Source organism: Rheinheimera sp. UJ51 (assembly GCF_020819615.1).
GTDB lineage: Bacteria > Pseudomonadota > Gammaproteobacteria > Enterobacterales > Alteromonadaceae > Alishewanella > Alishewanella maricola.
Window position 1 is genome coordinate 104279 of sequence record NZ_JAJHOG010000007.1, and the last position, 23946, is coordinate 128224.

Below are 23946 nucleotides of genomic sequence, written 5' to 3' on the forward strand. Positions count from 1 at the left end.
TCCTGTGCGTTGAAAAGAGAAATTAAAGCTCGGCGCTAAGTTGCAACATAAATTGCTGCATCAGCGCCTCGTTACGTTTGAAAAAATGCCATTGCCCAACTTTCTGGCTGGAGATAATCCCGGCACGCTGCAGCGTGGCCAGATGCGCCGATACCGTACTTTGCGACAAGCCAGTTTGTCGCTCAATTTTGCCAGCACACACCCCTAAACTCAGTGGATGTTCTTGATCAGCAAAATACTGCTCTGGGGTCTTTAACCAGATCACCATATCGCGGCGCACCGGATGTGCCAGCGCTTTGATAATGTCGTCCAATTGCTTGGCCGTTAGCGGTGTTGTTGAGGTTGTCGTCATCAGGCATAGGTTTATTTATATATCGCGATAAGCCGATATATGTAGATGGCAGCAAGCGATTTCAAGGGGGCAAACACAAAATAATGACAAGGTGGCAGCACGAACCGGCTTAACGCTTTTTCAATAGCCACCAGCACGATTTAAAGCAAATAAATAAAACCGCACTGAACATATGATGATGCTAAACCCTGTCATCCGTTTTCAGCGGTCGCATTTTACTCTATGCTGCATTTATACCGACAAATTAGCTTACTGATTAAAATGGGAGTAGCGTCATAGTATGGAAGTAAAAGTGTTCACTAAAATCTTAAAACCCAAACCCGGGTTTTGGCCTGGTTCTGCAACACCGGTTATTTCTGGATTAGAAGCAGAAATTAACCTGTGGCTGGCCACACATCCGGATATTGAGATTACTCATATCACGCAATCGCAAAGTGGTGGCTCCTGGATGCCCGCGACGGTTGTCGTGAGCATTTGGTATAAATAGTGTTTAACCAGGCGGTGAAATAAACAAAGCCACATTAGCGTTATTGCATTGTTTATTTTAAGCTGCCATTTTTGCTTGTTGACCAAACATCGCTAACAAGGATATTTCATGATCGATTTTAATAATAAAAGCGTCTTTAAACTGAAACAAAACAACGATTTTGCTGAAAAAGTCACGGCACTGTTATTAGACGATGAAACCGTGATCGATTCGTATAAATCGATGCGTGACGGCGTGGTATTCACCAATAAAAGAATTATTGCGGTAAACGTGCAAGGTATTACCGGCAGCAAAAAAGATTTTACCTCGCTACCCTACAAAAATATCGTGGCTTACTCAGTAGAAACGTCGGGCACTTTCGATCTCGACTCTGAGCTAGAAATTTATTTATCTTCAGTCGGTAAGGTAAGATTTGAGTTTACTGGTAGTACTGCCATTGTTGACATCTCAAAGCATATTTCGCTGAGCATTCTGTAAAAAAATTTCGGTGTTGCCACCCTCAACCTCGGGCGGCTAACCGGTATTTTGGCGAGTTATCGTTATACGGGGTGGTAAATACTTGGCCGCTAATAGCATTAACCAAATAACTGCTGCAATACCCCCGCGGCAATATCTTGTTGGCTGTAAACCCCGGTATCTAACACCCAACCAGTCACTAAATTGGCAGGCGTGACATCAAAAGCGGGGTTAAACACCGGTGCTTCCTCGGGTGCCCACAACGTTTGACCAAAAGCGCCACTGACCCCGCGTACCTCATCGGCATTTCGTTGTTCAATAGGGATGACACTGCCATCGGCACAGGCTAAATCGACGGTGGTATGCGGTGCCACCACATAGAAGGGGACCTGATGATAGTGCGCTAATACCGCCAAGCTGTAAGTACCTACTTTATTGGCAAAGTCACCATTGGCCGCGATACGATCTGACCCCACAAAAATGCGATCGACCTGCCCGCGCGCCATTAACATCGCGGCCATATTGTCGCAAATTAGCTGATACGGAATACCCAATTGCTGGCACTCCCATGCGGTTAAACGACCGCCTTGTAACAGTGGCCGCGTTTCATCTACCCACAGCCGAATATTTTTGCCTTGTTGATGCGCTAAATTAATCACACCTAGCGCCGTACCGACACCTGCTGTAGCTAAACCACCGGTATTACAGTGGGTTAATAACTGTTCATTCGGTTGCACTAAGGCCGCACCGTGCTCTGCCATCAGTTGACACAACGCCACATCTTCCGCAAATAATGCTTCGGCGCACGCGACCGTGGCACTGACAAAATCCGTCTGCTGAATAGCCTCAAGCATGCTATCTAAGTTATTCATTAAATTAACCGCCGTTGGCCGTGCGGCCCGTAATATTTCGGCGTCTTTTTGCAATTGCGCTTGGCTATCGCCCTGAGTAGCACGATAGGCTAATAATAAACTGGCACCAATGCCGATAGCCGGTGCGCCGCGTAACTGTAAACGCTGGATCAACGTCACCATCTGCGTTACCGTTGTGCAATGCAGCCATTGCTGTTGATGGGGTAATAAGGTTTGATCTAAAACGTATAGCTCTCCCTGATGCGTTTTCAGACTAAGTGCAGACAAGTTTTTCATAGCTTATTCCTATTTGGCGTTGCAGACGTCTATAAGGTTTGCGATTATGCTGCCACGCGTTTTTCTTCTCAAGTAAATAGGTAACCCGATGACTGATTACCGCATTTTCAATAACGACGACGCCATGCGTTTTGCCGACAAGCACAGTGAACTCTTTGGCGATCACAGTAAGCTGTCTGCCGAAGAGTTTGGTGACGGCAATCTTAATTTAGTGTTTCGTGTGTCGAATGATAAAGGGACTTCGCTGATTGTAAAGCAAGCCCTGCCCTATGCTCGCTGTGTCGGCGAAAGTTGGCCTTTAAGCACCGACCGCGCCCGCATTGAAGCGGAAGTATTGCGCGTACATGCGCGTTTTTGCCCTGAGCATACCGTTGAAATCCGCCATTTTGATGCTGAGCTGTCCGCCATTTTGATGGAAGATTTAAAGCAATATACCATCTTGCGCACGGCACTGATTAAAGGCAAACAGTATGAGCATGTGGCAACGCAAATTGGCCATTACTTAGCGCACACCTTATTTTATACCAGTGATTTTGTGCTGACGGGGCCCGCAAAAAAAGCTGCCGTGGCGCAGTTTATTAACCCCGATCTTTGCCAAATTACCGAAGATTTATTTTTTACCGATCCCTACTGTAATCACGAGCGCAATAACATCCATGATTTGATTATCAGCACCGCGCGCGAGCTATGGCAAGACGAAGCGCTACAAGCGGAAGTCGCCGCACTAAAAGCCGACTTTTTATCTAAGCCACAAGCCTTGTTACACGGCGATTTGCACAGCGGCAGTATTTTTGCCAATGCTGAAAACTGCAAGGTGATCGACGCCGAGTTTGGCTTTTATGGCCCTATCGGCTTTGATGTCGGCTCGTTACTGGCGAACTTTTGTTTAAACTATCTTGGCTGTGCCGGCTTACTGGCTGATGCCGAGGCGGTGACGGCACATCAAGCCTATGTGCGCCAACAATGCCTGACACTGTGGCACGTTTTCGCGGAGCAATTTAGCCAATTAATGAGCCAAGACAGCCAAGATCCGATGCTGCGCAACAGCTTGTATCAAAAACAATTTTTGCAGCAAGTTTTTGCAGATGCCATTGGCTATGCTGGCTGTGAGCTGATCCGGCGTACCGTAGGGTTAGCGCATGTGGCCGACTTGGATAACATTAGCAACGCGCAACAACGCGCCAACATCGAAAAACAGGCTATCGAGCTTGGCCGCCGTTTTATTACTCAGCGCCAAAGCCTGAGCAGTATTGAGCAAGTTTTAGATTTATTGCCTGTTTAAGCCGAGTTACCCCCTGCCCAAGCGACACTGAGTGCAGGGGTTATTAAAGCCAAATTTACATTTCGTTACACTATAGCTACCTTCAAAAACTGGTTCTTGCACTGCACCTTATGCCAAACTGCCATAATGATTTTGTTGTAAGGTTGCTCCATGATAAGCGCTCAAGCGTTAAGTAAAATTTTTGGTAGCGGTGATACTCAGGTTGCAGCGCTACGAGAGGTCAGTTTAACCATCGCCGAAAATGAATTTGTGGCCATTATGGGCAGTTCGGGGTCAGGCAAATCTACACTGATGAATATTCTGGGTTGTCTCGACACCCCGAGCAGTGGTCAATACCAGCTGGCCGGTGCTGATGTTAGTGCGCTGAATGATGAACAACTCTCGGCCATGCGCAATCAGCATATTGGTTTTATTTTCCAATCATTTCATTTGCTCCCCCGGCTAAGTGCCGCCGAAAACGTGGCGCTGCCCTTACGTTATACCGACACCCCCGCCATTGAAGCGCTACAACGTGCCGAAACATTGTTAGAACAAGTAGGGCTAGGCCATCGTATGCATCATAAGCCGGCAGAAATGTCAGGGGGCCAGCGTCAGCGTGTGGCCATTGCCCGCGCGCTGATAAACAACCCCAAAGTGATTTTTGCCGATGAGCCTACCGGTAACCTAGACAGTAAAACCTCAATAGAAATCATGCAATTACTTACCAGCCTGCATCAGCAAGGCAATACCGTCGTGATGGTAACGCATGAAGATGACATTGCCGCCTATGCCCAGCGGGTTATTAGAATGCGTGACGGCCAAATACTTGAGGACAGCCAATGTTCGGTTTAAGTTTGATCCTGGCCACCACTCTGAGCCAGCAAGCACAAAGTGAATTACCGCTGCTGCTCACCGGCAGTTTAGTGTCAGAATATCGGCAAACCATTGTCGCACCAATGAGCGACACTTGGCGTATTCAAGTGCAATGGCTAAAACCGGAAGCAGAAGCGGTTAAAGCCGGCGACTTGGTGGCGGTTTTTGATGCCGGCTCCATTCAAGCCAATATTGAACGGCTCAAAAACCAATTAGTCAGCACTCAAGAGCAATTAAAACAACTCGAAAGCCAGCAAGCGTTAAAGGTGATGGAAGCAGAGTATGAATTGCAGCGTCGCGAATTATTATTAGAGAAAGCCAACATTGACGCAGCGGTGCCTAAAACCAACCTCAGTTTGTACGACTATGAAAATAACCAGCTATTACAGCAACGTGCTACTACCGAATTGCAAAAAGCCCGGGAAACCCTCGTTACTGCTAAGCAAGAACAACAAACCACGTTATTTAAACAACAACTGCAAATTGATAAAACAGCGGCAGAGCTCGCTGAAGCTGAGTTAAACCTGACCAAAATGAGCGTGTACGCCGAACGGGACGGCGCCATCAGTTATGGCTTACATCCTTGGTATCGCACCAAATTATTTGGCGGTGTTACCGCACAGCCCGGATGGTCGATTGCCGAAGTGACCGAGTTAAATGGCCTTTATGTTGAAGCCTGGGTACATGAAGTAGATGTAGCGCGTTTGCAGCAAGCCAAACACATTAGCGCTCGCTTTGATATTTCCCCTGAGTTGCAATTCCCCGTAACACTGCAACAACTGGCCGGTCAAGGCGAAAAGCGCCAAGCCTGGGGCAATGCCTTGTATTATCGAGCGCAATTTAGCGCGAATAACCTACCCATATCTCAGCCGTTGCTGGGCATGGGCTTGCTATTAGAGGTACGCTAACATGCCATATCGACTGCTACTCTCTAGCCTGGTTTGTTTCGGCTTAATTAGCTGCACACCCGCACCAGAAACGAGCAATAATGAGCAACAACGCCAAACGGTACGAGCAACGGGTCAGTTAGCCGCGGCGACTTTTTTTACCATCACCCCTCCCAGTGTCGGCCGCTTATGGCAATACAATATTAAAGAAATGGCGCCAGAAGGCAGTTTGTTGCAACAAGGCATGCCGGTAATTGGCTTTGATAGCCAAAGCGTACAAGACGAGCTGCGTAATAAAAATATTGAACTGCGCAGTGCAGAGCAAGAATTGGCCAACCGTTTAACCGCTGATGAACAACGTTTTGAGGAATTAAAACTGCAATTAGCCGAACGCAAAAACGACCATGATCGTGAACAGCGTAAGGCCGAGATAGTGGATAACTCTCGCTCTGAAAATGATCGCCGAAAATCGCAGATCGACTTCACTATTGCGAAAAGTCAGTATCAATTAGCGCAAAGTCGTTTAGATTTTCATCAACAACAGCGCGATGCCGAGCAACAAATTATTTCCTCGAAAATTGCCCGCTTAAGCGCCGAAGTGGAACAATTAAAACGGGAAGTCGCCTCGTTAAAAATTAGCGCGCCCTTTGCCGGCATTATGGTGTATGTACCCAATTATAACGGTGAAAAATCATCGGTTGGCGATACCGTTCAGTTTGGCCAACCGATTGCTGAAGTTAGCCAATTAGAAAGTTTGTATATCAAAACTGAAATTGATGAAGTTGATTTAAAGTACCTTCGTGGCGGCCTTACGGTGCAAATTACCTTGGATGCCTATCCCGAGCGTAACTTTAGTGGCGTACTAACCGATTTAGGCACTGCGGTGCGCAACAAAACAGCCGAGAATCTTAGCCGCGTCGTCGATGCCAGTATCAAACTCGATGAAACAGATTTGGCTATTATGCGCCCAGGTATGAGTGCGCGCTTACAAATTCGTTTAGCGGCAGGAGGTGAATAATGCGCTATGCCGTTATGTTAGCCGGTAGTTTGCTTCTGCTCAGTGGTTGTGGTGAAACCGATCAGAACGCAGCCTTATTAACACTGCAATCGAGCACGCTTGAACACCGCATTCAAGCTGAAGGGGAGTTATTTGCCGTTAACGCCATTAGCATCAATGCGCCTCAAAGTACCCGCGGCCCCCGTTTTATCGCCGAGATCACCCCCGAGTACAGCAGTGTTTCACCCGGAGATTTGGTGATCCGTTTTGATGCAACGCAGTTAGAACGCAGCCGACGTGATGCCAGTAATGCTTTATCTGGCGTACTGGCCGATCAAGACTTTAAAGGCACTCAGCAACAAGCAGAACTGTCCACTATTGGCTTAGATCAGCGCCTTGTGCAGCAAGAATTTGCCTTTGCCGACCGTTTTAGTATTGATGACATCCAAATACGCTCACGCCTAGAAATCTTAGACTCGATGCAAAATAAAGAGTTTTTAGGTGAAAAGCAGTCTTACTTAGATTGGCAACAACAAAGTTTTGCCAACCGCTCGCAAGGCGAACTCGACTTGCTACAACTGCAAAAAGGGCAGCAACAAAGCTTACTGACCCAGGCTGAAACGGGCTTAGCTGCACTCGAAATCCGCGCTCAACACCAAGGTATTTTGCTGTATGACAGCAACTGGCGCGGTGAAAAACCTGAGGTGGGTCGGATGGTGTTTCCCGGTGAAAAGCTGGGCAGTATTCCAGACTTAAGCTTACAACATGTCAAACTGCTGATTATTGAACAAGAGTCGGTTGGCTTAGCGGTCGATCAACCGGTGTTTTTTCGTTTAACCGCTCGCCCAGAGCAAATACTTGAAGGCCGCATCCAAAGCGTAGGCCAAGTGGCGCAATCGCGCGAACGTCGTGATCCGCGCCGCTATATTGAAGTTATCGTGGCACCAAGCGCCCAACAAGATTTCTTTTTACCGGGAGCAAAAGTACGCGCTGAGATTTTAGCCAACACCTTGCCGGAGGTATTAGCGCTACCCTTGCAAGCGATTTTCAGCGATGAAAAAGGCCAATATGTGTGGCAACAACGCGGCGGCAGTTTGCAACGACAAGCCGTAAGCTTAGGTGCTAAAAGCCTAACACACGCCGAAATTATCGAAGGCCTAAGCGCCGGCGATCGTATCAGCTTATTGCCACCGGAGAACTAACATGAAACATAGCGCCATGCTAAAAGATACCTTGGCCGAGTTGGCACAACATAAGCTTCGTACCTTTCTAACCTTACTCGGTATGATATTTGGTGTAGGTGCGGTAATTGCGATGCTCAATATTGGTGAAGGCGCCGAACGCGAAGCCTTAAAAACCATTGAAACCATGGGGCTGCGCAACATTATTGTTGAGAGCAAAACCTTTGACGAAAAAACCTTATTAGAGCATCGCAAACATTCTTTAGGGCTGAGCCAAAGCGATCTGCAAGCGGCCGTGACAACGCTACCTAACATCACCGGCTTTAGCGCCGAGCGCCAGCTCGAAACCTATGCCATTATCAGCCACAGCGGTAAAAGCGAAGGTTTAGCCGTGGGTGTATTACCCAGTTATATGGCACTTAGTAGCTTGCCATTTGCTAGCGGCCGTAACTTTACCGAGCAAGAAGACCTGTATGCCGCACAAGTGGCCGTGCTCGGCTCACAAATGGCCGCTAATTTGTTTCCTGAAGGCGATGCACTTGGCCGTTATGTTAAAGTCAATCATGTCTGGTTAGAGGTTATCGGCGTGTTAGCCGAGCCCTATAACAGCCAAAACGAATTTCAGGGTATTAAGCTGGGTGGTGAACAAAATCAACTGTTTATGCCGCTACAAACCGCCCGCAGCCGCTTTCGCAGTATTCCTCTGGATGCCGAACTCAGCTCGTTTCGTTTACAGTTAACCGAAGGTGCAAATAGCGCCGTCGCAGCCCGCGCCCTAAACTATTTATTGCAGCAACGTCATAATGATATTGATGATTTTCGCTTAATCGTACCCGCGGCGTTATTAGCACAGCAGGAGCAAACACAAAAAATATTTAATATTGTGATGTCCTGTGTGGCGGGTATTTCGTTGCTGGTGGGCGGTATTGGTATTATGAATATCATGCTGGCCACGGTGTTAGAGCGCACGAAAGAAATTGGTTTATTACGCGCTATTGGCGCCACGAAACGCGATATTAAACTGCAGTTTGTTGCCGAAAGCTTCACCATCGCTATTGTCGGCGGCATCGCCGGTATTCTGTTTGGTATTATTCTCTCTGAATTAATTGCTTTTTATTCTGGTTGGGCGGTGTCCTGGTCAATCCCGGCTATCGTGCTAAGCTTTAGTATCTGTGCCCTAATCGGTGTCGCTTTTGGGGTTTATCCTGCCATTAAAGCCTCAGAGTTGGATCCGATCACGGCCTTACAAACAGATTAATACGGAGTCACCATGCACAGTCGCTGTATTTGGCAACAAGGTGAGCACAATGCCTTTACCGACTTAATTGCTTGGCAGGGTGCGCTTTGGTGTGTGTTTCGGGAAGCTACAGCTCATGTTTCGCCTGATGGTGCTTTTCGCGTGCTACGTTCAACCGATCACGGCAATAGCTGGCAAAATATGGCGTTAGTGCAGCATGCCGCCGCCGACTTACGTGATCCCAAATTCAGTTGCCATCCTGATGGCCGCTTAATGCTTTTAGGCGCCGGTGCGTTGCATGATAAAAGCCAGGGTAGTCATCAATCCTATATTTGGTATTCAATCGACGGTGCAGTGTGGTCTGCCGCGCAAGCGGTCGGTGATATTAACTTTTGGCTATGGCGACTGACTTGGCACGGCCAGCAGGCCTATGCTTTGGCTTATTATGTTGGCCGCCCCTCACTATCGCGGTTATATATTGGCGATAGCACCCTGCAATTTAAGCTACAGGAAGATATTTACCAAGGCAGTTATGCCAATGAAAACAGTCTGCTATTTCAACCTGATAACACCGCGTATTGCCTATTGCGCCGCGATCCTGAGGTAGGGCTCTTAGGACGCAGCACCCCCCCTTATCGCCAATGGCACTGGCAAGCATTAACGGCGCGAATTGGTGGCCCACACTGGCTACAATTAGCCGATAACCGCGCTGTGGCGTGCGTCAGATTATATGATGATAGGGTGCGTACTAGCCTCTGCGGTATTAACATACAAAGCGGTGAGCTAACAGAATGGCTAACACTACCCTCAGGTGGTGATTGCAGTTACGCTGGAATGGTATTACAAGATGACAGATTGCTGCTCAGTTATTATTCGTCACACGAGAGTAAAACGGCGATTTATTTTGCTGCAGTGGCGCTCAGTGAGCTGCCGGCTGCTTAAAACCGGCAGCATACTCACCTCTTAGTATTTAACACTGCAACCATAAGGCTTAGTCACCGCAGGATCCGGCGTTTGACCGGCTAATACTGCGGTTGCAGCATTAGCAAAATACGGCGTAGCTTTAGCAATATCATCTACCTTGGCAGACGGGATGCTATCAATGCCCCCCATATACTGCAGCACGCCGGCTTTATCAATCACATACATATGCGGCGTGGTACGGGCGTCATAGGCTTTCCCCATCACACCACTTTCATCAAACAACACCGCTGTTGGCGCGGCACCACGGCTAGTGGTCAGTTCAGCTGATTTTGCGCCATCGATATGGCCTTGACTGCCGGGCTTAGAGGAAATCACACTGAGCCACACCACGTCTTGCTCGGTATAGGTTTTTTGCAACTGCTGCATATTGCCGTTGTAATGTTTGACCACAAACGGACAATCATGATTGGTCCACTCCAATACCACCTCTTTGCCAGCAAAATCTTTTAGGCTGTGTACCTTACCGGTTGAGTCTTTTACCGTAAAGTCAGGTGCTGGCGCACCTACTTGCGGTGCTGCAAACAGGTTAGCCGCAAACAACGTAGCAGCGGCGGCTGCAAGTAATGTCATTTTTTTCATAGGGTTAACTCCTGTAAATGATCAAATAAATGAAGCGGTGTTATTGACGACTTAACCGCTCTAAGGTTTGCCTGAGCGTATCAGGCGTTAAAATCTGTGGTAACACTTCGGCAGGCTGCCCTGGCCAATACAACACATACAACGGCACACCATCACGCTGATACTGATGCAAATACGCCGTGATATCGGCATCTTGTCGCGTCCAGTCGCCTTTTAAGTACGTTACATCGTACAGCGCTAACGCGGCTTTACTGCTCTCGGTATTCAGTGCCACTCGCTCGTTGACTAAGCAGGTAATACACCAATCAGCGGTCATATTGACTAATACCGGTTTATTCGCCGCTTGCAGCTCGGCTAAACGTTGCGGGCTCCATGCAGACCAATGTTGTTGTTCCGCATTCGCGGTTGCGGTTGAGACAGTGGGTAAAGGTAAACTCACCACATACAAAGCTAGCACCACCAATAACACGGCAAAAATAGGCTCGGCGCTACCTTGGCGCCGCATTTGCCAACGGCCCCATAACCAACACGCTGCAGCAATGGCCACCGCACCACACAGCAAAATGGCTAAGGCATCAATACCGACTTGTCGGCCAAAGACCCAAGCCAGCCAAACAGCGCTTAAATACAGTGGATAGGCTAATAATTGCTTTAAGGTCTCCATCCAGGCGCCAGGCTTAGGTAAGGCTTTTGCCAAGCGAGGAATATAGGCAAGTAACAAGAAAGGCAGCGCCATACCTAAGCCTAAGGCAACGAAAACCAACAAGGCTAACAACGGAGGTTGAGTCACGGCATAACCTAAAGCGCCGCCCATAAAGGGTGCGGTACAAGGGCTGGCGACAATCACTGCCAGAACGCCGGTAAAAAACGAGCCTTTACCGCCTTTTTGCTGGGTTAAGGCGCTGCCGGTATTCATCAAGCCCAAGCCAAACTGCACCAAACCCGACAAACTTAAGCCCAAGGCAAATAACAGATAGGCCAGTGCCGCCACGAGCCAAGGACTTTGTAATTGAAAGCCCCAACCGACCGCACTGCCGGCACTGCGCAGGGCTAATAACACTAAGGCTAAAGCAACGAAACTGAGCACCACCCCCAAACTGTAAAAGAGGGCATCTGAGCGCTGTTGTTGCTGCGATCCGGTATTACCCGCAATACTCAAGGCTTTTAACGATAATACCGGGAACACGCACGGCATGAGATTCAAAATAAAACCGCCTGCTGCGGCCATTAATAACACCAACCACAGCGCTGGCGCTGTTTTCGTGGCAGGGCTGCTTGCAGCACTATCACTGGCCACTTGCAATTGCACACTGTACCCCTGCCCGGAAGCGCTCACTAACACCACTTCAAATTGCTCTGGCGCACCGGTAAAGTAAGTGTTCAGCGGCTGGCGTAAAATCCACTCCCCTTCACTGACTAATAATTGCTGCGGCGCGGCGTGATCGACAACTTCAGTGGCGCGCACGAAGAAATGCTGAAAATCGATATCAGGCAAGCCACTGATCGCGGCTGACAAGCTGCCTCCGGCAATATCATATTGACCGCTGACCGCAAGTACATTGGGCTGACTCACTTTACCTTGGTTGATCAGGTCAACGGCGGTTTCTGACACGATAGCTTGTGCAGCCACCGCCAAAGTCAGTTCAAAACTGGCTGAGGTGGGAATACAAATTTCTTCACAAACCAGCCAATCAACATTCGCCGCAATGTTTAGCTCAGTAGCGGCGTAATCTGCCGGTACGGTTAATTCGCTCAGCAATACGGTGGGGCCGCCGAAACCGTAATTCATTAAAGGGGGAATAGAGAATTGCTGAGGTGTGGGCCATTGAATAGTGCCCGCCGTCACGCCTGCGGGTAGCTGCCAATCAATACTGGTGGGTAAGCCTGAGTCACCTGGGTTAATCCAGTAGGTGTGCCAGTGTTCGTCAGGGATAAAATGCAAGGCGAGTTGCAGTGTTTGCCCAGGCTTTACTGTTTGGTATTCACTGACTAACTCAGCACGTAAATGCTGTGCAGGTTGCCAACCGGTGGTATGTGCAAATAACCCCGGGCTAACACCCAAAAGCACAAAGCACCACAAAGCCGTTAAAAAACGCATCGTCTTATCCTTTAACCATTTACGCTGTTTACGTTATTACAACACCGGCGATCACTTTACTAGTGTTCCTGTTGAAAAATTCGGCTAATTGCAGCAAAAAACACGATAAGCTGGTATATTAACCGCCGCTTTTAACCATGCCACTGTGGTCACTCCAGCACGGCATCGTTATAGGCACATAAACTCATAAAATGACGATTCGCTCACAACTTAAAAGGTGCAATGTTAATGACCCCATTCAGCAAATCTGCCCTAGTCGCTGCGATGCACGCAGCACTGTTCGGTGCAACACTGGGTTTTTCTCCTGCTCTGCTGGCGCAGGAAAGTGACAAAAACCTAGAAACTGAAGAAAAACAACTGGAAACCATCACTATTACCGCACAGCGTCGCAGCCAAAGCATTCAAGAAGTGCCAATCTCTGTTGCCACACTGTCTGGTGAAAAGTTCGACAGTATTTTCTCATCGGGTGATGACATTACCGCTTTAGCGATTAAAGTGCCCGGCCTTTATGCCGAAAGTTCGAACGGCCGTGCCGCACCACGTTTTTATATTCGTGGTTTAGGTAACACCGATTTCGATCTCGCTGCATCACAACCTGTATCTATCGTCATGGATGATGTTGTTATGGAAAACGTGATCTTAAAAAGCTTCCCGTTGTTCGACGTCGAACAAGTTGAAGTGATCCGTGGTCCGCAAGGCACGCTGTTTGGTCGTAACACCACAGCCGGTATCATTAAATTTGATACCGTTAAGCCACGCCAAGAATTCGATGCTTATGTAAAAACGACGGCGGGCACCTTAGGCAGTGCACACTTTGAAGGTGCTGTCGGTGGCGGTTTAACTGATTCACTCTCGGCGCGTTTGTCATTGTTGTCACAACATCGCAGTAACTGGATCGACAATAGCTTTACTGGCCAAAATGATGTGATGGGCGGCTATGATGAGCGCGCGGCACGTCTACAATTCTTATTTGAATCAGATGAATTTGATGCCTTGTTAAATGTGCATAATCGTAACTACGACGGCACATCAACCATGTTCCGCAAAAACATCCTGACTAAAGGCAGCAACGAGCTAAACAACAATTACGATCGTGATGTTGTCGCTTATGATGGCCCGGGTAATAACCGTCAAAACTATGATGCTTGGGGTACATCGCTGAAAGTTGACGTGAAATTAGAAGAAATGACCCTTACCTCTATCACCGCATTAGAAAAAGCCAGTGGCGGCGGTATTGGTGACATCGACGGTGGTAATGTGAATGAAGCCGGTGATGCTGCAGTAGCCGATGCCGTTACTGAAGATCAACTTAATGGTCTGCGTCAATTTACCCAAGAATTCCGTTTAGCCAGTGATACCAGTAATGCGCTGAGCTGGCAGGTCGGTGCTTACTACTTTGACTCATCCTTTGCGGTGAATACCGTTGATGGTTTCTTTGGTGCCACCGAAGTATTTCACGGCAATACTAGCTGGGCGTTATTTGGTCAAGCAACCTATCAACTTACCGAAAAGCTAACCGTAACGGGCGGCTTACGTTATACCGATGATGAAAAAACCTTCTCGGTTGGCCAACAAAACGTTGATGGTTTTGCGGTAGTGATTGGTTTCGCGTCTGAGCAACAATATGACCCGATCAAAGTAAAAGACGATCAATTAGGCTGGGAATTAAGCGCTAACTATCGCTTAACCGATACGACTAGCTTATTTACCCGCGCCGCTGAAGGTTTCCGTGCGCAAACTATCCAAGGTCGTGATGTGGCATTTGAAGCGCCGCCGTCAGTCGCCGGTGCTGAAACCATTACTTCATTTGAAGTGGGTACTAAGTCTGACTTACTCGACAACACCTTACGCTTAAATGCTGCGCTGTTTTACTACGTCATTGATGATATTCAATTATCAGCCATTGGTGGTGAAACCCAAGGTAACCAGCTAATCAATGCTGACAAAGGCACAGGCTACGGCTTTGAAGTGGATTTTGACTATCGGGTATTAAAAAACCTGATGTTAGGGGGTGGTTTTAGCTATAACAAAACCGAGCTAAAAGACGACAACCTGACTATCGCACCTTGTGGCTCTGGGCAGTGTACGGTGTTAGATCCGGTGGTAAATGGTTTAGCGTTAATTAACGGCAACCCCTTCCCACAAGCACCAGAAACCATCTTAACCTTGAATGCACGCTACGATTATCCGTTAGAAAGCGGTGAAATCTATGTGTATGCCGATTACCAAGTGCAAGGCGACACCAATTTGTTCTTGTATGAATCAGCAGAATTCAACAGCAAAAACAATAATGAAGCTGGCTTACGCGTGGCCTACGTTAACTACAAAAACAGTTATGAAGTCGGTGTGTTTGGCCGCAATATCACTGATCAGGACAACCTGAAAGGTGCTATTGACTTCAGTAACCTGACTGGTTTTGTTAACGAACCACGGGTGTTTGGTATCGACTTCCGGATGAACTTCTACTAAGTCATACCCGCTCATGAAAAAGGCAGCTTTGGCTGCCTTTTTTGTTTCGCCTTTACTGTTTGTAAAAGTGCATATCCCGATATTCGTGGCGCTCGCCAGGCTCCGCTGCATAAGGCTCTAACCTAAAGCCGGTGACTTGCCGTAGATTATTCATCTCAAAATGAATTAACGCATTGCGCGCGACATTGGCATCATCCCACTGCACGATAAAGCTATGATCGGCAAACGGCTGCAAACTGCCTTGTAAATTAATCATTTTGGCCGACTGTAAACGTAAGCCGCTATCCGTTTGACTGATTTCAATGCCACCAAACCATTGGTCTGCATAGTTGCCTGCGTAATCTTGTAAAGCCAACAACACCTCCCCCGTACCCACCGGTTGCGGCGGCGCTGCGCGCTTTGCCAAGGCTTGTCGTTGATCGGCATAATAACTGACCCAATCACGTTGCAGTTCAGGCGCTAGATAATGCTTTAACACCGTTTGCACCACCGACTGGCGTGCACCACTGTTCGAGCCATTATTTAATACCACAACCCCCAACTGCTGCTCTGGCACTAACAACACATGCGCCTGAAAACCCGATAAGGTACCGGTATGATGAATCACCTTGTAACCATGCATATCAGCCATGCGCCAGCCCATACCGTAGGCACTAAAATGGGTGAAATCTAATTCCAAATCGAGTGAACTAACGGGCATCAGTGTTTGTGCTGTCCACATTTGTTGTAATTGCTGACGACTGACCGGCCCCGCTTTTGCGGTACGGGCATCGGCTTGAGCCAATAAAAAACTTAACCATTTCGCCATGTCGGAGGCGCGACACACCACACCACCTGCAGCTGCGGCCATCAACATTTTATCGTCAATCGCATTTCGTGGGATCGGCAAAAAACCCGCTTCGGCACGAAACTCATACGGTAGTGCCGCCTCGGCTAAGGCGCTATCAGGCACGGCACCGGCATAACACTGCATCTCCAGCGGCTGAAAAATCTGCTCAGCAACAAAATCCTGCCAAGGCTGGCCACTGACTTTGGCCACTAATTCGGCGGCAGTGATATACAGCACATTACTATAAGCATATTGGCTGCGAAAACTGCTTAACGGTGTTAAGTAGCGTAAATTGTTGATCACTTCATCACGACTAAAACCACTGGGTTCAGGCCAAATCATACTGTCGCCTGCGCCACTGGCTAAGCCGCTGCGCTGACTCAATAAATCACGTATCGTAAACTCGGCGGTGACCCAAGCATCTTGCAAACGAAATTGCGGTAGATGCTGTACGACTTTGTCGTCCCAATTTAACTTACCGGCATCCACTAAGATCGCCACACTGGCAGCGGTAAAGGCTTTGCTCGCAGAGGCCAAGCGAAAGTACGTCTCCGCGGTCACTGGCGCTTGAGCACTCATATCACGTTCACCATAACCCGCCTGATGCACCAATTGGCCATCTTTAATAATAACCACAGCCATCCCCGGCGTATCAAACTGCTGCAGCGCCGCGGGCACCACTTGCGCTAAATCGAGCGGGTTGGCTTCAGGTGTTAGCGGTTCAGCCTGCAGCATGGCCGCCGTGGTTAAGCCTAACAATAATGTGCAGAGTTGCCGTTGCATCAGTTTATCCTTAAATTTTTGGTCGCAATAAGCTAAATTTATTCGCGGCATTTAACGTGTAATAATCGCCAGGGCCACCCGCCCGCAATACCGGATCTGCAGCCAAGGTGTCATACACCCCATCAATTAATAACGATGACGCAATATGCACCCCGACTACCTCTCCAAGCACCAACCAAGTGGGTACCTGCTCGCCATTCGCTGCCTGTAATGGGATTAACTGGCTTAGCTTACATTCAAATCGCACAGGGCTTTCGGCTACCTGTGGCGGTTTAATCAATTTAGACGCAGCCATGGTTAACCCCGCCAAGGCAAACTCGTTCACCTCGGCGGCGACACTGGCACTGGTTTGATTCATCGCCTCCACCAAAGGTCGATTCACCAGGTTCCAACAAAATTCGCCTTGCTCGGCAATATTTTGTACCGAGTCTTTCCAACCGGTGCTGGCAAAGCCAATAATAGGTGGCTTATAGTTAAACAAATTAAAAAAACTGTAAGGTGCCAGATTAACCTGCCCAGCATTGCTAATGCTAGAAATCCAACCAATGGGCCGTGGCGCAATAATGCTATTAAACGGGTCATGTGCCAAACCATGCCCCTGCTGTGGTTCAAAAAAATAATCAGCCATGCTCTTCCTCTTTACTCTGTCGCTGGCCCTTGTCTAGCAAGCGCAAGCAACTTGCTTTTAGCCTGCCAGCAATCTAGCCTGAACGCCAGATGTTAGCCGCAGAGATGAGACCAGATGCCAGATTTTCGCAGTGATACGGTAACCCAACCTTCTGTCGCCATGAAACAGGCGATGCTCAACGCCGCTTTGGGTGATGATGTATTTAATGATGACCCGACTACTATAGCACTGCAACGCTACGCAGCAGATATGCTGGGGTTTGAAGATGCGTTGTTTGCACCAAGTGGCACGCAAACCAACCTGATTGCGATGATGAGCCATTGCCAGCGCGGCGATGAAGCCATCGTAGGCCAACAATGGCATACTTATAAATGGGAAGCCGGCGGTATGGCGGTGCTCGGTTCAATTCAACCGCAACCGATTGCGCTGCAAGCGGATGGCAGCCTAGCGCTACAAGATATCAGCGATGCTATCAAGCCAGACGATCCACACTTTGCCCGTACGCGCTTGATCGTGATTGAAAACACTATCGGCGGCAAGGTACTGCCGTTGCGTTATATGCAGCAAGTGGCCGCGCTAGCGAAAGAAAAACAACTGCAATGCCATATCGACGGTGCGCGCTTATTTAATGCCGCTGTGGCTTTAGCACCACAGCATCAACTGAGCCCAACCGCCATGGCTAAAGCCCTGTGCCAGGGGTATGACTCGGTCTCTATTTGTTTATCCAAAGGCTTAGGTGCACCAGTAGGCTCGTTATTACTGGGCTCGCAGGCTTTTATCCAGCGCGCGCGGCGTGTACGCAAGATGCTCGGCGGCGGCATGCGCCAAACCGGTATACTTACCGCCGCGGGATTATATGCCCTGCAACATAATATTCAGCGTTTGGCAGAGGATCACCATAATGCTGATACACTCGCGAAAGGGTTACAAGCATTAAGCTCTAAAGGCTGTTTTGCTGGGCATTTGCAGTTAGATTTGCCGCAAACCAATATTGTGTTTACTGATATCACTCCGTCTGTGGCTAATGAGCTGCTTGATTTTCTGGCTAAACATAACGTCAAACTCACCAGCAGCAATTACGCCAGTGCCAGTGGCAACCTCACGCGCTTGCGCTGGGTGTGTCATTTAGATGTATCAGCAGCAGATATTGCCATGACACTGGATTTATTAAGCCAATTTGCGCATAGTAGATCTCACTAACCTTTCCTGGAGTCTCATCATGATCTTACGCCCCCTTGTGGCCGCTCTGCTAGCCAGCCAATTCGCCTTTATGGCCATGCCACTGCTCGCTGACACCCAACGCATTAGCCCTGAGCTAGAAAAAAAAGTGATTGAATGGCGCCGGGATCTGCACCAGCACCCTGAGTTAAGTAATCGCGAATTCCGTACCTCGAAATTGGTTGCCGCACACTTAAAAAAACTCGGTATGACCGTGCAAACGGGTATTGCGCATACCGGTGTAGTGGCGATTTTAGACAGTGGTAAGCCCGGCCCCTTACTGGCATTACGCGCTGATATGGATGGTTTGCCGGTTGTCGAACAAACCGACTTACCGTTTCGCTCAGAAGCCAAAGGCGAATATCGCGGTAAAGAAGTGGGCGTAATGCATGCCTGTGGCCACGATTTACATGTGGCGATGTTGATGGGCGCGGCCGAATATCTCTCAAAAAACAAAGCGCAGCTCACCGGTAAAGTGATGTTTATCTTCCAACCGGCAGAAGAAGGCGCACCGGCAGGTGAAGAAGGCGGTGCCGAATTGATGCTAAAAGAAGGCTTGTTTGCTAAAAACAAACCCGAAGCCATCTTTGGCATTCATGTTTGGTCTGCCGCCAACGCCGGTGTTGTGCAATATCGGCAAGGGCCTTTGATGGCTTCCTCTGATCAATTTCAAATCACCGTTAAAGGTAAGCAAACCCATGGCTCTGCGCCTTGGGCTGGGGTTGATCCGATCGTGGCTGCTGCGCAAATCGTCAATAATGTGCAAACCATTGTCAGCCGCCAAATTAATATTACCCGCGCGCCAGCCGTTGTCAGCTTTGGTATCGTTGAAGGCGGCGTACGCAATAATATTATTCCTGATGAAGTGTATTTAGAAGGCACGATTCGTAACTTTGATATGGGTATTCGCCAACAAATTTTTGGTTTATTAACACAAGCCGCGCAAGCCAGTGCTGCCGTAACCGGTGCCACTGCCGATGTTAAAATCCTCGAAGGTTATCCTGTCACGTTAAATGATCCGGCGCTGACTCGTCGCTCCTTGCCAGTTTTGCAACAAGTTGCGGGTAAAGATAAAGTTGAAGAGAGCGCCCTAGTGACCGGTGCCGAAGATTTCTCATTTTACGCCTTAGAAACACCGGGCTTATTTGTTTTTCTTGGCGTAACACCTGAAGGCCAAGACGCGGCTAAAGCACCGGCGAATCATTCACCGTTTTTCTATGCTGATGAAAAAGCGTTAAAAACTGGCACCGAGCTTTATGTAAACTGGGCGTTATCTTACCCTAGCATGCAAGAGTGAACACTTTAAGGAATAGCATGTTTCGCCTTTTTTCCGCCGCACTGCTGTGCGGCAGCTTTACCCTTGCGGCGCAACAAGATGTGCAGCAACAAGTACAAACGCTGTGGCAACAACAGGCCTATCAAGAAGCAAAAAGCCTGTTAACGCCCTTGGTGAATGCCAAAACAAAAGACGCGGCCTTATTGGCTGCGCTCGGCCGCACCGAGCTGTCACTGGGTAACGTTGAACTCGCCGAAAAGCTGTTAGCCCGAGCGGTGAAAAACGCCCCTGAGCAGGCACAATATCAATTTTGGTATGGCCAAGCTAACTGCGACAGCGCACAAAAAGCCAGCATGTTCAGTGCACTTAGCGCGGCGAAACGCTGTGCTAAAGCCTTTGCCACGGCAGTAGAACTGGCACCAGACAATGCACAGTATTTACAAGCCTTAGCGAAATATTATGCACAGGCACCCGGTATTGCTGGTGGTGATAAAGCGCAAGCGTTACAACTGAGTAAGCAGCTGCAACTTACCTCACCGCTGCAAGGCCAATTACTGGAACTGGAATTGCTACTGCAACTCGATGACCCGGCCGCTGCGCAGGCATTATTAGCCAAGGCAACGACGCTACAAACTCGACCTGAGCCCTATTTTTTGCAAGGGGTAAAGTTTGCGCAAAGCCGTGATTATGAGGCAGCGATTGAACAGTTTGCCAAAGCCAGTGCACAGCCCGCTGTCGATAAAGAAGCTAGCCGCAGTCGTTTATTGTCGCTGTATCAACTCGGTCGTGCTGCCGCTGTCGGTAAAACCGCAGAGCAACAAGGCATTCGCGCGTTAGAACGCTTTCTTGAAGCAGAAGGCTTGCCCGAATTTCGAGAATGGGCACAGTTTCGCTTGGGCCAACTGTACCTGGCGACAGAGCAACGCAGTGCTGCCGAAGCCATACTGAAGCCATTGCAAAACAGCAGCAAAGATAGCACCCTAGTAACCGAAATTAAGAAGATCCTCTAGTGCAGCCACCCAAATTAAATGCGATCCACCATGTGGCGCTGATTGTCAGTGATTATCCGCGCAGCAAAGCCTTTTATACGGAAGTATTGGGTTTAACAATATTGGCCGAAAATTATCGGGCTGCGCGCAGCTCATGGAAACTGGATTTACAGCTGCCAGATGGCAGCCAATTAGAGTTATTTAGCTTTCCAGCGGCCCCCGCCAGACCCAGCCAACCTGAAGCGCAAGGCTTACGCCATCTGGCGTTTGCCGTCACCGACCTCGACCATTGGGTCAGTTATTTACAAAGCAACGCTGTTGAGGTCGAAGCCATTCGTGTCGATGAGTTTACCGGCAAACGCTTTACCTTTTTTCCAGATCCCGATGGCTTACCGTTAGAGCTTTATCAACATTAAAGACATCTTCGTTATATTGGATACAAAAAAACCGGCACGCCCAAGCTTGCCGGTTTTTTTATTAACACACCGTGCTTAACCCGAGTTACGCATCCCTGCCGCGATACCGGCGATAGTGACCATCAGCGCCCGATTACTTTGCGCACTGATTTTCTCCGGATCGTGCCGAGAGCGTTTTAGTAGCTCCACTTGTAAAATATGCAGCGGATCGACATAGGTATTACGCAGCATTATCGACTCACGGATCCAGCCTTCTTTGGCCATCAACGTATCACTGTGGATCAACTTTAACAGTAACTCGCGATCCGCCGCCAGTTGCTGCCGCAACTCAACGCCAAGGTGTTGCAGCTCTTTAGGCACTAACACCTGATCATAATAGGCAGCAATTTCTGGATCGGCTTTTAAAAACACCATTTCCAGCATCGACAACCGCGTCGCAAAAAATGGCCACTCTTGCTGCATTTCGTTCAGTAAATCGGTTTGCCCAGCCTCAACTGCCAAGGCTAATGCATTGCCGGCACCCAACCAAGCGGGCAGCATTAAACGATTTTGTGACCACGCAAAAATCCACGGGATCGCTCGTAAGCTTTCAACGCCACCGGTCGGGTTACGTTTAGCGGGTCGGCTACCCAATGGCAACTTACCTAATTCTTGCTCTGGCGTGGCGGCACGGAAATACGGCACAAAATCTTTATTGTGTCGCACGACGGCCCGATAGGCGTTACAAGAATCATCGGCTAGCTTACTCATCAGGCTGCGCCAGCTTTCTTTTGGTACCGGCGGTGGTAACAACATGCCTTCTAATACCGCGCTGGCATACAGAGCCAAGCTACGGATGGCTAGCTCGGGCAAACCAAACTTAAAGCGGATCATCTCGCCTTGCTCGGTCACGCGCAACCCCCCAGCTAACGAACCCGGCGGCTGCGATAAAATCGCCGCATGTGCAGGGCCGCCGCCACGGCCGATAGTACCGCCACGGCCGTGAAACAGCGTTAGCTTCACGCCATAATCTTTACTCAGCTTCACTAGCGCTTCTTGCGCACTGTATTGTGCCCACGCGGCCGCGAACACACCGGCATCTTTAGCCGAGTCAGAGTAACCGATCATCACCTCTTGACGACCATTAATATAGCCGCGATACCAATCAATACTGAGCAATTGCCGCATACAATCGGGCGCGTTTTGTAAATCACTTAAGGTTTCAAACAGCGGTGCGACTGGCATAGCAAAGCTACTACCGGCTTCTTGCAACAGTAATTGTACTGCCAACACATCGGAAGGTTTACCCGCCATTGAGATCACATAGGTACTGAGTGCTTCGTTACCATGGCGCGCCACGATATCGCAGGTATCCAGCACTTCTTGAACGTCGGCTGAGGGTTGCCAGTTTTTCGGAAATAACGGCCGTTTATTTGCCAGTTCTCGCAATAAAAATGCTTGCCGATCCGTTTCAGTCCAAGCGCTATAATCACCTAAGCCTAAGTAACGGGTGAGCTCGGCAAAGACATCGGCATGACGCGCGGCATCTTGGCGAATATCTAATTTCAATAACGTTAAGCCAAAAGCATAGGCGCGGCGCAGCGTATCAGTTAAGCGGCCTTGCGCAATTAATTGCATGCCACTTTGCTGTAATGATTCAAAGCACAGTAATAACGGCTCAAGCAACTGCTGGTTATGCCAAATTAAATCAGCCGGCCGCTGTAAGCGATCATGTTTTAACGCTTCAGTTAACCAATCTCGGGTGGTGATCAGTTGTTGGCGTAACTTGTTAAGTACCGCACGATAGGGTTCAGAAGCCTGCTCACTGGCGTCGAGTAGCGCCGCAGAGCCCGTATTCATCGATAACTCGGTAGAGAGTAAATCTAAGTCCCGAATAAACAAATCTGCCGCTTTCCAGCGACTCAGTAACAACACCTGACGGGTTACTTTGGAGGTAACAAAAGGATTACCATCACGATCGCCGCCCATCCAAGAAGAAAAACGCACGGGTGCGGCATCAAGCGGTAAGCCGGTGCCAAGATCACGACGTAAATCGGCATCAAGTTCACGTAAAAAGTCAGGGATGGCTTGCCACAACGAACTTTCAATGACTGCAAAGCCCGATTTCGCTTCATCAACCGGGGTTGGCCGCTGCTCACGAATTTCATTGGTATGCCAAGCTTGGCTAATTAATTCGGTTAAACGTAATTGTAACTGTTGCTGTTGCCAGTCGGTTTGCGGATGCTCTAACTGCGCTAAGCAGGCGGCAATTTCGGTCAGTTTATGAATCAGGGTACGCCGCGCCACTTCAGTAGGATGCGCCGTTAGCACCAACTCAATGGATAACTCACGTACGGCTTGTTGAATGTCGCCCTTGGCGATAGCGGTGTCTTTTAAGCGCTGAAACAACTCCGTTAACGGTTCAGGCTTTTCAATGCTGCTGCGCCCTGCCGCGCTGATACTAAAATGTTGCTCGGCGAGGTTAGCTAAATTTAAAAACTGCGCGAAAGCCCGAGCGACTGGCAGTAATTCATCATCACTGAGTGCCGTGAGTACTTGGCGTAGCTGCTCGGCTTGCTGGCTATTGCCTTGGCGCGCTTCTTTAGACAGCTGGCGGATCTCTTCCACTCGTGCCAATACCGCATCACCAAGATGCTGGCGTAAGGTCTCACCCAACTCCGTACCTAATAACCCGACATTCGCCCTAAGGGCGGCGTATTGATCCATTTCAGTGCTCCACTGCGTTTAGAATTAATACACCCTAGCCTGTTCTGCGTTGGTACTCAACTATGATTGCTTACCAACTGGGCAACAACTGT

The 23946-nt window shown here is 48.9% G+C and carries 21 protein-coding genes; 14 read left to right on the forward strand and 7 right to left on the reverse strand.

Annotation, left to right across the window (positions count from 1 at the left end; translation table 11 throughout):
* Window positions 1-22 precede the first annotated feature (22 nt).
* Window positions 23-352 carry an ArsR/SmtB family transcription factor gene (locus LMJ53_RS10905; protein ID WP_229586083.1) on the reverse strand — a complete coding sequence of 110 codons (330 nt, stop codon included), beginning with the start codon at window positions 350-352 and terminating at the stop codon, window positions 23-25.
* Window positions 353-644: 292 nt separating this feature from the next.
* Between LMJ53_RS10905 and LMJ53_RS10910 the strand changes: the two genes are divergently transcribed.
* Window positions 645-839 carry a hypothetical protein gene (locus LMJ53_RS10910; RefSeq protein ID WP_229586084.1) on the forward strand — a complete coding sequence of 65 codons (195 nt, stop codon included), beginning with the start codon at window positions 645-647 and terminating at the stop codon, window positions 837-839.
* Window positions 840-947: 108 nt separating this feature from the next.
* The gene (locus LMJ53_RS10915) at window positions 948-1316 is read left to right on the forward strand and encodes a PH domain-containing protein (protein ID WP_229586085.1); all 369 of its coding nucleotides are present in this window, start codon (window positions 948-950) and stop codon (window positions 1314-1316) included.
* 98 nt (window positions 1317-1414) lie between these two features.
* On the opposite strand, the gene mtnA is transcribed toward LMJ53_RS10915, so the two are convergent.
* Window positions 1415-2443 carry an S-methyl-5-thioribose-1-phosphate isomerase gene (gene mtnA / locus LMJ53_RS10920; protein WP_229586086.1) on the reverse strand — a complete coding sequence of 343 codons (1029 nt, stop codon included), beginning with the start codon at window positions 2441-2443 and terminating at the stop codon, window positions 1415-1417.
* A gap of 88 nt (window positions 2444-2531) precedes the next feature.
* Between mtnA and mtnK the strand changes: the two genes are divergently transcribed.
* The 7 genes from mtnK (at window position 2532) to LMJ53_RS10955 (ending at window position 9821) form a co-directional block, all read left to right on the forward strand.
* The gene (gene mtnK, locus LMJ53_RS10925) at window positions 2532-3725 is read left to right on the forward strand and encodes an S-methyl-5-thioribose kinase (protein ID WP_229586087.1); all 1194 of its coding nucleotides are present in this window, start codon (window positions 2532-2534) and stop codon (window positions 3723-3725) included.
* Between the two features lie 150 nt (window positions 3726-3875).
* On the forward strand, window positions 3876-4556 hold the full coding sequence (locus LMJ53_RS10930) for an ABC transporter ATP-binding protein (RefSeq protein ID WP_229586088.1): 681 nt from the start codon (window positions 3876-3878) through the stop codon (window positions 4554-4556).
* Window positions 4544-5485: a multidrug transporter gene (locus LMJ53_RS10935; RefSeq protein ID WP_229586089.1), complete on the forward strand. Its 942-nt coding sequence runs from the start codon at window positions 4544-4546 to the stop codon at window positions 5483-5485. The genes LMJ53_RS10930 and LMJ53_RS10935 overlap by 13 nt, the downstream gene beginning before the upstream one ends.
* Window position 5486: 1 nt before the next feature.
* Window positions 5487-6482, forward strand: coding sequence for an HlyD family secretion protein (locus tag LMJ53_RS10940; RefSeq protein WP_229586090.1), 996 nt, complete (start codon window positions 5487-5489; stop codon window positions 6480-6482).
* Window positions 6482-7663: an efflux RND transporter periplasmic adaptor subunit gene (locus tag LMJ53_RS10945; protein ID WP_229586091.1), complete on the forward strand. Its 1182-nt coding sequence runs from the start codon at window positions 6482-6484 to the stop codon at window positions 7661-7663. The genes LMJ53_RS10940 and LMJ53_RS10945 overlap by 1 nt, the downstream gene beginning before the upstream one ends.
* A 1-nt stretch (window position 7664) precedes the next feature.
* Complete coding sequence (locus LMJ53_RS10950; protein ID WP_229586092.1) at window positions 7665-8900, forward strand: ABC transporter permease; 1236 nt, start codon at window positions 7665-7667, stop codon at window positions 8898-8900.
* A gap of 12 nt (window positions 8901-8912) precedes the next feature.
* A complete protein-coding gene (locus LMJ53_RS10955) occupies window positions 8913-9821 on the forward strand; it encodes a sialidase family protein (RefSeq protein ID WP_229586093.1) in 909 nt (302 codons plus the stop codon).
* Between the two features lie 21 nt (window positions 9822-9842).
* On the opposite strand, the gene LMJ53_RS10960 is transcribed toward LMJ53_RS10955, so the two are convergent.
* Both LMJ53_RS10960 and LMJ53_RS10965 read right to left on the reverse strand, forming a co-directional pair.
* The gene (locus tag LMJ53_RS10960; protein ID WP_229586094.1) at window positions 9843-10442 is read right to left on the reverse strand and encodes a redoxin domain-containing protein; all 600 of its coding nucleotides are present in this window, start codon (window positions 10440-10442) and stop codon (window positions 9843-9845) included.
* 40 nt (window positions 10443-10482) lie between these two features.
* Window positions 10483-12540, reverse strand: coding sequence for a protein-disulfide reductase DsbD family protein (locus LMJ53_RS10965; RefSeq protein ID WP_229586095.1), 2058 nt, complete (start codon window positions 12538-12540; stop codon window positions 10483-10485).
* Between the two features lie 228 nt (window positions 12541-12768).
* Between LMJ53_RS10965 and LMJ53_RS10970 the strand changes: the two genes are divergently transcribed.
* Window positions 12769-15009 carry a TonB-dependent receptor gene (locus LMJ53_RS10970; protein ID WP_229586096.1) on the forward strand — a complete coding sequence of 747 codons (2241 nt, stop codon included), beginning with the start codon at window positions 12769-12771 and terminating at the stop codon, window positions 15007-15009.
* 52 nt (window positions 15010-15061) lie between these two features.
* Here LMJ53_RS10970 and LMJ53_RS10975 read toward each other — a convergent pair whose 3' ends face one another.
* Together LMJ53_RS10975 and LMJ53_RS10980 are read right to left on the reverse strand one after the other, a co-directional pair.
* Entirely contained in the window at window positions 15062-16621 is a 1560-nt protein-coding gene (locus tag LMJ53_RS10975; RefSeq protein ID WP_229586097.1) for a serine hydrolase, read from the reverse strand.
* Window positions 16622-16631: 10 nt separating this feature from the next.
* Complete coding sequence (locus tag LMJ53_RS10980) at window positions 16632-17249, reverse strand: flavin reductase family protein (RefSeq protein WP_229586098.1); 618 nt, start codon at window positions 17247-17249, stop codon at window positions 16632-16634.
* A gap of 114 nt (window positions 17250-17363) precedes the next feature.
* On the opposite strand from LMJ53_RS10980, the gene ltaE reads away from it, so the two are divergent.
* Genes ltaE through LMJ53_RS11000 form a run of 4 tightly spaced genes read left to right on the forward strand, consistent with a single transcriptional unit; the run spans window position 17364 to window position 21148 of the window.
* A complete protein-coding gene (gene ltaE / locus LMJ53_RS10985) occupies window positions 17364-18449 on the forward strand; it encodes a low-specificity L-threonine aldolase (protein WP_229586099.1) in 1086 nt (361 codons plus the stop codon).
* 19 nt (window positions 18450-18468) lie between these two features.
* On the forward strand, window positions 18469-19764 hold the full coding sequence (locus LMJ53_RS10990; protein ID WP_229586100.1) for an amidohydrolase: 1296 nt from the start codon (window positions 18469-18471) through the stop codon (window positions 19762-19764).
* A gap of 17 nt (window positions 19765-19781) precedes the next feature.
* On the forward strand, window positions 19782-20753 hold the full coding sequence (locus tag LMJ53_RS10995; protein WP_229586101.1) for a tetratricopeptide repeat protein: 972 nt from the start codon (window positions 19782-19784) through the stop codon (window positions 20751-20753).
* Entirely contained in the window at window positions 20753-21148 is a 396-nt protein-coding gene (locus LMJ53_RS11000) for a VOC family protein (RefSeq protein ID WP_229586102.1), read from the forward strand. Before LMJ53_RS10995 ends, LMJ53_RS11000 begins: the two co-directional genes overlap by 1 nt.
* A gap of 75 nt (window positions 21149-21223) precedes the next feature.
* On the opposite strand, the gene ppc is transcribed toward LMJ53_RS11000, so the two are convergent.
* Window positions 21224-23854: a phosphoenolpyruvate carboxylase gene (gene ppc / locus LMJ53_RS11005; protein WP_229586103.1), complete on the reverse strand. Its 2631-nt coding sequence runs from the start codon at window positions 23852-23854 to the stop codon at window positions 21224-21226.
* Window positions 23855-23946: the final 92 nt, after the last annotated feature.